Origin of the sequence: Pseudomonas sp. JV414 (assembly GCF_032424305.1) — a bacterium.
Lineage (GTDB): Bacteria > Pseudomonadota > Gammaproteobacteria > Pseudomonadales > Pseudomonadaceae > Aquipseudomonas > Aquipseudomonas lini.
In genome coordinates this window covers 1-10,296 of the sequence record NZ_VYKC01000008.1, presented here as the reverse complement: position 1 = coordinate 10,296, position 10,296 = coordinate 1, and the positions used below count along the sequence as shown (strand labels likewise).

The 10,296-nt window shown below is 58.6% G+C and carries 8 protein-coding genes and 1 rRNA gene; 3 read left to right on the top strand and 6 right to left on the bottom strand.

What is annotated here, in order from left to right:
* The 6 genes from F6R97_RS11030 to F6R97_RS11005 form a co-directional block, all read right to left on the bottom strand.
* Nucleotides 1-868 (bottom strand): ABC transporter permease (locus F6R97_RS11030; RefSeq protein WP_315866528.1); only part of this gene is annotated, 868 nt, incomplete at its 3' end.
* Nucleotides 868-1,974 carry an ABC transporter permease gene (locus tag F6R97_RS11025; protein ID WP_315866527.1) on the bottom strand — a complete coding sequence of 369 codons (1,107 nt, stop codon included), beginning with the start codon at nt 1,972-1,974 and terminating at the stop codon, nt 868-870. The genes F6R97_RS11030 and F6R97_RS11025, both read right to left, overlap by 1 nt.
* A gap of 11 nt (nt 1,975-1,985) precedes the next feature.
* Nucleotides 1,986-3,551 (bottom strand): ABC transporter ATP-binding protein, encoded by a 1,566-nt coding sequence (locus F6R97_RS11020; RefSeq protein ID WP_038978832.1) that lies wholly within the window; start codon nt 3,549-3,551, stop codon nt 1,986-1,988.
* A 580-nt stretch (nt 3,552-4,131) separates the two neighbouring features.
* Nucleotides 4,132-4,713 (bottom strand): YigZ family protein, encoded by a 582-nt coding sequence (locus F6R97_RS11015; protein ID WP_315866526.1) that lies wholly within the window; start codon nt 4,711-4,713, stop codon nt 4,132-4,134.
* Between the two features lie 7 nt (nt 4,714-4,720).
* Complete coding sequence (locus F6R97_RS11010) at nt 4,721-5,371, bottom strand: TetR/AcrR family transcriptional regulator (RefSeq protein ID WP_038978834.1); 651 nt, start codon at nt 5,369-5,371, stop codon at nt 4,721-4,723.
* Between the two features lie 120 nt (nt 5,372-5,491).
* A complete protein-coding gene (locus tag F6R97_RS11005) occupies nt 5,492-6,412 on the bottom strand; it encodes a LysR family transcriptional regulator (RefSeq protein WP_008006295.1) in 921 nt (306 codons plus the stop codon).
* Between the two features lie 139 nt (nt 6,413-6,551).
* On the opposite strand from F6R97_RS11005, the gene F6R97_RS11000 reads away from it, so the two are divergent.
* The 3 genes from F6R97_RS11000 to F6R97_RS10990 all read left to right on the top strand — a co-directional run.
* Nucleotides 6,552-7,901 (top strand): aspartate aminotransferase family protein, encoded by a 1,350-nt coding sequence (locus F6R97_RS11000; RefSeq protein WP_315866525.1) that lies wholly within the window; start codon nt 6,552-6,554, stop codon nt 7,899-7,901.
* A 64-nt stretch (nt 7,902-7,965) separates the two neighbouring features.
* Nucleotides 7,966-9,459 (top strand): CoA-acylating methylmalonate-semialdehyde dehydrogenase, encoded by a 1,494-nt coding sequence (locus F6R97_RS10995; RefSeq protein WP_048396214.1) that lies wholly within the window; start codon nt 7,966-7,968, stop codon nt 9,457-9,459.
* Between the two features lie 626 nt (nt 9,460-10,085).
* Nucleotides 10,086-10,296: ribosomal RNA gene (locus F6R97_RS10990) — 16S ribosomal RNA — on the top strand; the annotation flags it as partial.

The window sequence follows — 10,296 nt, the reverse complement described above, 5'->3', positions numbered from 1 at the left end:
GGTTTCGTTGGGACAGCAGCACCAACACCACAATGGTCGCGACATACGGCAGCATCGCCAGCAGGCTCGACGGCATCGCCAGCCCCAACCCCTGCGCCACCAAATGCAGGATGCTGGCGAGCCCGAACAGATACGCCCCGAGCAGCAATCGCCACACTCGCCAACTGGCAAACACCACCAGCGCCAAGGCAATCCAGCCACGACCGGCGCTCATGTTTTCCGCCCACATCGGCGTGTAGGCCAAGGACAAATAAGCCCCGGCCAACCCCGCCATCGCCCCGCCAAACAGCACCGCCAGCGTACGCACGCGCAACACCGGCAAGCCCATGGCACTGGCCGCATCCGGGTTTTCGCCAACCGCCTGAATAATCAACCCGACGCGACTTTTCAGAATCACCCAGGCCACTAACGTGAACAGCGCGAACGACAGATACACCAGCAAGTCCTGAGCAAACAGCATCCGCCCGATCAGCGGGATTTCACTCAACAACGGAATCGCCACTGGCTCAAAACCCGCCAACGGTTTGCCAACCCACGCTGCGCCGACAAAGGTCGACAGGCCTACGCCGAAGATCGTCAACGCCAACCCGGTCGCCACCTGATTGGCGTTGAACACCAGTGCTACCAAGGCAAACAGCGACGACAACAGCATCCCGGCGAGCATCGCCAGCAACACGCCAAGCCAGAGGTTGCCGCTGTTCAGCGCGACGATGAAACCGATCACCGCCCCGAACAGCATCATGCCTTCCTGCCCCAGATTGAGGACGCCACTCTTCTCGCAAATCAGCTCGCCCAGCGCCACCAGCAACAACGGCGTACCGCAACGGACCATGGCGTAGAAAATATTGCTCAGCAGATCGATATCCATCACAAGGCTCCTGCTTGTACGGCGGTGGTTGGTGCACGGCGCGCCCAGCGCAGGTTCAAACGCGGTCGGTAGAGAATCAGTACGTCACTGGCCAGCAGGAAAAACAGCATCATCCCCTGGAACAATTGAGTGATCGCTTGCGGTAGGTTCATGCTCATCTGCGCGCTCTCGCCACCGATGTACAGCAGCGCCATCAACAGGCTGGAAAACAGAATACCGATGGGATTCAGTCGCCCGAGAAACGCTACGGTGATCGCCGCATAGCCGTAACCCGGCGAGACCTGCGGCACCAGCTGGCCGATCGGCCCGGTGACTTCGCACACGCCGGCCAACCCCGCCAAACCACCGCTGATCAACAGCGCCAGCCAGATCAGCCGCTTCTCGCGAAAGCCGACGAAACCTGCGGCGCGCTTGTCCAGCCCGAGCACTTTGATCTGGAAACCGACAAAGCTTTTCTGCAGTAACACCCACACCGCCACCAGCGCGAGCAGGGCGAAATAGACCCCGGCGTGCACCCGACCGTCCTCCATCAACAGCGGCAAACGACTGGCATCGCCGAACATCGCCGACTCTGGAAAGTTGAAGCCCGCCGGGTCCTTCAAAGGCCCGTGGACGCAGAACAGCAGCAAGTTCAGGGCGATGTAATTGAGCATGATGCTGGTGAGGATTTCATTGGCGTTGAAGCGTGTGCGCAACCATGCTGTCAACCCGGCCCACGCGGCGCCGGCCAAGGTGCCGACCACCAGGATTAGCACCAGCGCCCAGCGACTTTGCAAGCCAACGATGTTCACCGCCAACGCACTGCCGGCGAGGGCGCCGAGCAGCAACTGACCTTCGGCGCCGATGTTCCAGATCCGCGCTTGATACGCCACCGCCAAGCCCAATGCGCAGAGCAGAATCGGCAGCGATTTGACCAGCAGTTCGGAGACGCCGTACAGGTCGCTGATCGGTGCAATCAGCAACGTGTGCAAGGTCAGCACTGGATCGTGGCCCAGCGCGATAAATAGCAATGAGCCGCAGCCCAGCGTCAACACGGCCGCCAGCAAGGGCGAGCACCACAACATCAGGCGTGATTGCTGGCCACGCGGTTCGAGAGAAAGCAGCATGTGAAACTCCGTTAAAGCGCTACGGGGGCAGGTGATTGAGGCGCGTCGAACTGGCCGGCCATCCAGCCGCCGACGTCGCTCAGATGGGTGTCGACGGTGGCCTGCAATGGCGACAGCCGACCGCCGCACAGGGCGCCGAGGCGGTCGCTGATCTGGAACAGTTCGTCGAGGTCTTCGGAGATCACCAAGATCGCCGCGCCAGCATCGCGCAAGGCAATCAACGCCCGGTGAATGGTCGCGGCCGCACCGACGTCCACCCCCCAGGTCGGGTGCGCGGCCACCAGTAATTTAGGCTGCTGAAGGATCTCCCGACCGAGGATGAATTTTTGCAAGTTGCCGCCGGACAGACTGCGAGCAGGCGCCTGGGCATCGGGTGTCTTGACCCCGAAGCGGCGAATGATGTCTTCGGCCAGCGCTTCGACCTTGCTGCGCTGGATCAGCCCGTTGCTGACCAGCCCCTGTTGAAACGCGGTGAGCAGGGCGTTATCTGCCAGGCTCAGCTCCGGCACCGCGCCATGGCCCAGACGCTCGGCGGGGACGAATGCCAGGCCAAGTTTGCGTCGAGCATCCGGCCGCAAATGGGCCACCGGTTGCCCGCCGAAACTGATCGTTGCGCTGTCATCGCGGGGTAACCGTTCTTCGCCACTGAGCAAGGCCAGCAACTCATCCTGACCATTGCCGGCCACTCCGGCGACTCCCACGATTTCGCCGCTGCGCACGTCGAAATCAATATTCTTCAGAGAGCAGCCGAACGGGTCTGGGTTGTGCCAGGACAATCCCGTCACGTTCAAAAACGCATCAGCGCCAGTGACCTTTGGATAGTCGGTGATCAGCTCGGCGGCTTCACCGACCATCAATTGCGCCAGTTGCCGATCCGAGCACTCCGCCGGCACGCAATGCCCGGCTACCCGACCGCCGCGTAACACCGTGGCGCTGTGGCACAACGCGCGTACTTCGCCGAGCTTGTGGCTGATAAACAGAATGCTGCAGCCCTCGGCGGCCAGTCGGCGCAAAGTGACGAACAATTCGTCGGCCTCTTGCGGAGTCAGTACCGACGTCGGTTCATCGAGAATCAACAGGCGGATGTCTTGCATCAGGCATCGAATGATTTCCACACGCTGACGCTCGCCGATGGACAGGCTGTGGACAAGTCGCTCCGGTTCCAGCGCCATGCCGTAGCGTTGTGACACTTCGCGAATCTTCGGCTCAAGCTGCTTCGGTGCTCCTGCCGCAGCGCCCATTGCCAGCGCGATGTTCTGCGCCACGCTCAGGGTTTCGAACAGCGAGAAATGCTGGAACACCATGCCAATCCCGAGGCCGCGAGCCTGGGCCGGATTGCGCATGGTTACGCGCTGGCCCTGCCAGATCATTTCCCCTGAGTCGGCGTGAGTGACGCCGTAGATGATCTTCATCAGGGTACTTTTGCCCGCACCGTTTTCGCCGAGCAGGGCGTGGATTTCACCGGGCGCAATGCTCAAGTCGATGGCATCGTTGGCCAGGCAACCGGGATAACGTTTGCTGATTCTGCGCAATTGCAGGCGGGGTATTTGATCGGGGATCGGCACGGGGTTGGACATGACAGGCTCAGGTCGACAGAAGTTATGCCTGGGGATAAAGCAATTTCCTGGCCATTGAGTCAGGAAATCGGCAAGGCCTTGCTGGCATAGGGGTTGTGGACGGTGCCTCGTCTTATTCCAACTCCGAATCAGGCACCACTTGAGGGCACGTTCTTTGATCAGGCTCCGGTTTTGCGCGCGGTGTATTGATCAAAAAACGAGCAATACCCTGCAAGCTATGTCGGACATGGGGCTGCGCCAGCCATGAACGGGTTATCCACAGGTTGTTCCACAGTATCTGTGCGCAAGCCGAGTGCATGGGTATAAGCACTGAGGGGCTTTCTTCTAATGGCGATAAACCGCTCTAACTAATTGTTTTTACATGGAATAAACATGGTTGATGGCGATTTGGACGAAAAATGAGCAAAGCCCGCAAAGCCGCATGACAGAAGGGTTACAGCGGAATGTGCTCAGGTTATCCACAGCCGGGTGCACAGTAGATGTGGGCAACTATCGAATGCAGGGTAAATCGGGGCGCCCCAAAAGATCGCAGCGCCCACAGGCGCATAGGAGCTGCCGCAGGCTGCGATCTTTTGATCTTTTATCGCTGCAACAAAATGCGCCCGCGACTCAAATCCGCCAGTTGCATCTGCAAGGTCTCTATTTGCCCCTCGCCGATCGCCAATTGCAGTTCCACGCCATTGGCCGTGAAGGTTTCTTCTACGACCAAACCGCCCAGTTCCGCTAACCGAAGCTTCACCAGCGCCAACTCGCCAAACGCACAGGCACAACTGACCGGCACCCGGCTGATCAGCTCGACCTTCGGCGCCCCTTGCAGGCATTTGTTGGCGCCGCCGCCATAGGCCCGGGCGAGGCCGCCGGTGCCCAGTTGAATGCCGCCATACCAGCGGATCACCAGCACCGCGACCTGATCGCAATCCTGCGCTTCGATCGCTGCCAGAATTGGCCGGCCAGCGGTGCCGCCGGGTTCGCCATCGTCATTGCTGCGGTATTGATCGCCGAGTTTCCATGCCCAGCAATTGTGCGAGGCGTTCAAATCACTGTGCTGCTCGATGAACGCCTGGGCGTCGACTGCGCTAGTGATTGGTCCGGCGAGGGCGATGAAGCGGCTTTTGCGAATCTCTTCGCGGTATTCGCAAAAGCCGCTGAGGGTAAAAGGCATAAGTGTCTTAGATAGCAGGCGTCAGGCCGCAGCCTTTGAGAATGATGCGGATCAGGTTGTTGCCGGCGTCTTCCATGTCTTGCTTGGTCAACTTGGTGCGCCCGGTGACACGGCAGATCTGCGTGGCAAAATCGGCGTAATGCTGGGTGCTGCCCCACAGCAGGAAGATCAGGTGCACCGGGTCGACCGGGTCCATTTTGCCGGCGTCGATCCACGCCTGAAACACCGCGGCCCGGCCCTGAAACCAGATGCGATAGTCCTGGTTGAAATGCGCGCTCAGGCATTCGCCGCCGCTGATGACCTCCATGGCGAAGACCCGCGAAGCTTGTGGCTGGCGCCGGGAGAATTCCATTTTTGCGCGGATGTATCGGGTCAATGCTTCTGCCGGATCATCCTCGACGGTCAGGGTATTGAAGGTGCTGTCCCACAATTCAAGGATGTTACTTAGCACCGCCACGTACAAACCGAGTTTGTTGGTGAAGTAGTAATGCAGATTCGCTTTGGGCAATCCGGCATTCTGCGCGATGGTGTTCATGCTGGTGCCTTTGAACCCGTGACGGGCGAACTCGTCTTCGGCGGCTTTGATGATGGTCTCTTCGTTCTTCTGACGAATGCGGCTGGCGGGTTTGCCGCCGTGGGCTGGGACTTCAAAGGTCATAGGCACTTCCGAACAGGTAAATGGGTGCAACCAGATGCGTTGATAGCGCACCCGCAGGTCTCAGACAAGTCCTGTTGCGATAAAACCTTGACCACCGCGATCCCACAGGGAATTTCTTGTTCAACGCGTCGCCGCCAGGCTCTCCAGAAAACTCTCCAGCACCAAGTGGGGGCGACGGCCCTTGCGGGTGACCGATGCCAGACTCAGGTCATAAAAACGCGCCTTGGGTTTCAGCGCACGCAATCGGCCCTGCTGCACCCAGAGGCTGGCGTAATGATCCGGCAGGTATCCGATGTAGCGCCCGGTCAGAATCAGAAATGCCATGCCTTCGCGATCCGACGCACTGGCGGTGCAGTTGAGCGCTTGATAGTGGGCCTGGATCTCGGCGGGCAAGCGGAAGGTCGGGGCGATGGCGTCCTGGCTATTGAGGCGTTCATCGTCCAGTTGTTTGTCGTCGACATAAAACAGCGGATGGCCGACCGCGCAATACAGCAGCGAGCGTTCGCTGTAGAGCGGCTGATATTCCAGGCCCGATAGCGCACTGGCTTGCGGCACCACGCCGACATGCAAGCGACCGTCGAGCACGCCTTGTTCAACTTCATTGGGCGCGATCATGCGGATCTGGATCTGCACGTCCGGACCACGCTCCTTCAGCTGCGCCAAGGCGTGAGTAATGCGCATGTGGGGCAGGGTGACCAGGTTGTCGGTCAGGCCGATGGTCAACTCACCGCGCAAGTGCTGGTGCAGGCCATTGACCTCGGTGCGGAAACTTTCCAGCGCACTTAATAACTGCAGCGCTGATTGGTAGACCTCGCGGCCTTCTTCGGTCAGGGAAAAACCGGCGCGACCGCGTTGGCACAGACGCAGGCCGAGGCGTTGCTCCAGATCGCTCATCTGCTGGCTGATCGCCGAGCGACCGATACCCAGCACCGACTCTGCCGCGGAGAAGCCGCCGCATTCCACGACGCTGCGAAAAATCCGCAACAGCCGGATATCAAAGTCACTGACTTGCGCCAGCGGATCGGGACGACGGCTGCTCATGCTTTGGTTACTCAAAGTTTAGTAGCGGGCTGACTGAAGGTTAGAAAAGTTGGATTTCACCGACTTTATCTCCGTGGCAATTTAGCTGCAAGAAAGCTTTTCATCTCCACGCCGCTTATTGCCCTGCGAGGTTTTGCCCATGAACGTGCCTGAAAACGCCCCGACTTCCCTGGCCAGCCAGCTCAAGCTCGATGCTCACTGGATGCCCTACACCGCGAACCGCAATTTCCAGCGCGACCCGCGACTGATCGTGGCTGCCGAGGGCAGTTGGCTGACAGACGACAAGGGCCGCAAGGTCTACGATTCGCTCTCGGGTCTGTGGACCTGCGGCGCCGGACACACCCGCAAGGAAATCCAGGAAGCGGTGGCCAAGCAATTGGGCACCCTCGATTACTCGCCGGGCTTCCAGTACGGTCATCCGCTGTCGTTCCAGTTGGCCGAGAAAATCACCGACCTGACGCCGGGCAATCTGAATCACGTGTTCTTCACCGACTCGGGTTCCGAGTGTGCAGACACAGCGGTGAAAATGGTGCGTGCTTACTGGCGCCTGAAAGGCCAGGCCACCAAAACCAAAATGATCGGTCGCGCTCGTGGTTATCACGGCGTGAACATCGCTGGCACTAGCCTGGGCGGCGTGAACGGCAACCGCAAACTGTTCGGTCAGGCGATGATGGACGTCGATCACCTGCCGCACACTTTGCTGGCGAGCAATGCGTTTTCCCGTGGGATGCCGGAGCAAGGTGGTATCGCCCTGGCCGATGAACTGCTGAAGCTGATCGAGCTGCACGATGCCTCGAACATTGCTGCGGTATTCGTCGAGCCAATGGCCGGTTCCGCTGGTGTACTGGTTCCGCCGCAGGGTTACCTCAAGCGTCTGCGCGAAATCTGCGATCAGCACAATATCCTGCTGGTGTTCGACGAAGTGATCACCGGTTTCGGCCGTACCGGTTCGATGTTCGGCGCCGACAGCTTCGGCGTGACTCCGGACCTGATGTGCATTGCCAAGCAAGTCACCAACGGCGCGATCCCGATGGGCGCGGTGATTGCCAGCTCCGAGATTTACCAGACCTTCATGAACCAGGCGACGCCTGAGTACGCGGTGGAATTCCCGCACGGCTACACCTATTCCGCCCACCCGGTGGCTTGTGCTGCGGGCCTGGCAGCACTCGACCTGCTGCAAAAGGAAAACCTGGTGCAGAGCGTGGCGGAAGTGGCACCGCATTTCGAAAATGTGTTGCATGGTTTGAAGGGCTCGAAAAACGTCATCGACATTCGTAACTACGGGTTGGCCGGTGCCATCCAGATTGCGCCTCGCGACGGCGATGCCATCGTGCGTCCGTTCGAAGCCGGCATGGCTCTGTGGAAAGCCGGGTTCTACGTGCGCTTCGGCGGCGACACCCTGCAGTTCGGCCCAACCTTCAACAGCAAGCCGCAAGACCTCGATCGCTTGTTCGATGCGGTCGGCGAAGTGCTGAACAAAATCGACTGATTTTTCCCTCTATATATAGGCGTCCTCTCGCGGGCGCCTGTGGACAACTTTTCAGGAGCCCCGCATGAGCCTTATCCCGCATTTGATCAATGGCGAACTGGTGACCGAAGACGGTCGTACGGCCGACGTGTTCAACCCGTCCACCGGTCAGGCGATCCACAAGCTGCCATTGGCCAGCCGTGAAACCATTCAAAAAGCCATCGACTCGGCCAAGGCTGCGTTCCCGGCCTGGCGTAACACTCCGCCGGCCAAGCGTGCTCAGGTGATGTTCCGCTTTAAGCAATTGCTGGAACAGAACGAAGCCCGCATTGCACAACTGATCAGCGAAGAGCACGGCAAGACCCTGGAAGATGCGGCCGGTGAATTGAAGCGCGGGATCGAGAACGTCGAGTTCGCCTGTGCTGCACCGGAAATTCTCAAGGGCGAGTACAGCCGTAACGTCGGGCCGAACATCGATGCCTGGTCGGATTTCCAGCCATTGGGCGTGGTGGCCGGTATTACCCCGTTCAACTTCCCGGCCATGGTGCCGCTGTGGATGTATCCGCTGGCGATCGTCTGTGGCAACTGCTTTATTCTGAAACCGTCCGAGCGTGATCCAAGCTCGACGCTGCTGATTGCTCAGCTGCTGTTGGAAGCCGGCCTGCCGAAAGGCGTGCTGAGTGTGGTGCATGGCGACAAGGCTGCGGTGGATGCCTTGATCGAAGCGCCGGAAGTCAAAGCGTTGAGCTTTGTCGGTTCGACGCCAATTGCCGAATACATTTACGCCGAAGGCACCAAGCGCGGCAAACGCGTCCAGGCGCTGGGCGGGGCGAAGAACCACGCGGTATTAATGCCGGATGCGGATCTGGATAACGCAGTCAGCGCACTGATGGGCGCGGCGTACGGTTCGTGCGGTGAGCGCTGCATGGCAATCTCGGTAGCCGTGTGCGTCGGTGATCAGGTGGCCGATGCGCTGGTGGCCAAACTGGTTCCACAGGTCAAAGCGCTGAAAATCGGTGCGGGTACGACCTGCGGCCTGGATATGGGGCCGCTGGTTTCCGGTCAGGCTCGCGATAAAGTCAGTGGCTATATAGAAGACGGCGTTTCGGCAGGTGCGAAGTTGGTGGTAGATGGTCGTGGTCTGAGCGTGGCCGGTCATGAAGAAGGTTTCTTCCTGGGCGGTTGCCTGTTCGATAACGTCACGCCAGAAATGCGCATCTATAAAGAAGAGATCTTTGGACCGGTGCTGTGCGTCGTTCGGGTCAACAGCCTGGAAGAGGCGATGCAACTGATCAACGATCACGAGTATGGCAACGGCACATGCATCTTCACGCGGGATGGTGAAGCGGCGCGGTTGTTCTGCGATGAGATTGAAGTGGGGATGGTCGGCGTCAACGTGCCATTGCCAGTGCCAGTGGCTTATCACAGCTTTGGCGGCTGGAAGCGTTCGCTGTTCGGCGATCTGCATGCGTATGGTCCGGATGGCGTGCGTTTCTACACTCGTCGCAAGGCGATTACCCAGCGCTGGCCGCAACGAGCGAGCCATGAGGCTTCGCAGTTCGCATTTCCTAGCTTGTAAGTAGAAGGGCAGAAGGCCGACCTCTTGAGGTTGGCCTTCGTGTTTTCGGGCTTTTTGGGTCTATATGACAGAAATGTGAAAATTGGTGTTGACGGCAGATTCTGGAAGTCTATAATTCGCCCCACTTCCGGCGCAGTCGAAACGGAAAACTCCTTGGTAAACAAAGAGTTAAGCAGTTTTCGGCAGCGGTTACGCTTCAGTTCATCGAAGCCAGAAGGAGTTGGTAAGGCAGTGTGTTTTTGCCTTATTGACGGTTCGATCATCTCGGTCGAAAGCGGAGAAAAAGAGGTGTTGACAGCAGCGTGTAACGCTGTAGAATTCGCCTCCCGCTAACGAGAGATCGAAAGCGCAAGTGGTTGAAGTTGTTGAAGAATTCTTCGAAAACTTCTGAAAATAACCGCTTGACAGCAACAGAGGCTGCTGTAGAATGCGCGCCTCGGTTGAGACGAAAGATCTTAACCAACCGCTCTTTAACAACTGAATCAAGCAATTCGTGTGGGTGCTTGTGGAGTCAGACTGATAGTCAACAAGATTATCAGCATCACAAGTTACTCCGCGAGAAATCAAAGATGTAACCAACGATTGCTGAGCCAAGTTTAGGTTTTCTTAAAAACCCAAAGATGTTTGAACTGAAGAGTTTGATCATGGCTCAGATTGAACGCTGGCGGCAGGCCTAACACATGCAAGTCGAGCGGTAGAGAGGTGCTTGCACCTCTTGAGAGCGGCGGACGGGTGAGTAATGCCTAGGAATCTGCCTGGTAGTGGGGGATAACGCTCGGAAACGGACGCTAATACCGCATACGTCCTACGGGAGAAAGCAGGGGACCTTCGGGCCTT